The sequence below is a fragment of the Neisseria sp. P0021.S005 genome, from assembly GCF_051956955.1.
This window is the reverse complement of the sequence record NZ_JBQCWY010000816.1, coordinates 1-898: the sequence shown is the minus strand read 5'-3', so window position 1 is coordinate 898 and position 898 is coordinate 1. Positions and strand designations below refer to the sequence as shown.

The 898-nt window shown below is 45.5% G+C and carries 2 protein-coding genes; both read right to left on the bottom strand.

Annotated elements, in window-relative coordinates; genetic code table 11:
• Nucleotides 1–147: 147 nt before the first annotated feature.
• On the bottom strand, nt 148–486 hold the full coding sequence (erpA, locus tag ACTHUE_RS19510; protein WP_003680162.1) for an iron-sulfur cluster insertion protein ErpA: 339 nt from the start codon (nt 484–486) through the stop codon (nt 148–150).
• Between the two features lie 132 nt (nt 487–618).
• Nucleotides 619–898 (bottom strand): S24 family peptidase (locus ACTHUE_RS19505; RefSeq protein ID WP_440424226.1); only part of this gene is annotated, 280 nt, incomplete at its 5' end.

Here is an 898-nt window from a genome sequence, read left to right as displayed (position 1 = left end):
CATGTCCAATGTTATGTCTATTGTAGAGTAAATATTCACGCCCGATATTATTATTATAAAGTAAATCTAAAATTGTTTAAAATAAATTCACACAAAAGGCCGTCTGAAGATACAGACGGCCTGTTTTTTGTGGCAAAAACGGATTGTTTATACGGAGAAGGACGAACCGCAACCGCAAGTTGTCTCTGCATTCGGATTGCGGATGACGAATTGAGAACCTTGCAGGCTTTCGGTGTAGTCGATTTCCGCACCAACCAGATATTGGTAGCTCATCGGGTCAACCAAGAACGTCAGGCCGTTTTTCTGGATTTCAAAATCGTCGTCGTTTTTGATTTCGTCAAAGGTAAAACCGTATTGGAAGCCGGAGCAACCGCCGCCGTTGACGAATACGCGTAATTTCAAATCGGGATTGTTCTCTTCGGCAATCAGGTCGGCAACTTTGGTGCAGCAGCTGTCAGTAAAGATAATAGGGCTTTCGTCTGACATGATGTGATTCCTTTTATATGAATATTTTTACTATTGTCGCGCAAACCGTTAGCCAAGGCAAGTTTGTGCAGACAGGGTCTGCCAGCTTACATGGAGGGCATGGCAGAAATTTCAAGCACCAGTATGTCAGATTTAGATACTTCTGCCAAACCATTCGACACGGCCGATGATGGCAACGTCGTCGGTCGGATTTTTAAAGTCGATTTCAAAAGTAGGGTAGGCTTCGTTGGCAGAAATGACGTTGACGATGCCGCCGGGTATCAATTGCAGGCGTTTGACCAAAAGGTTTTCGTTGAGGCGTAAAACATAGAGGCCGTCGCGCGGCGTGGTTTGTCCGTGATTGATGAGGATGGTGTCGCCATCATTCAGCACGCCTTCCATCGAGTCGCCTTTGACTGAGATAACGGAAAGG

Bases quoted from the DNA above. Each gene is read 5' to 3' on its own strand.
- erpA (WP_003680162.1), bottom strand. From the start codon at position 486: ATGTCAGACGAAAGCCCTATTATCTTTACTGACAGCTGCTGCACCAAA.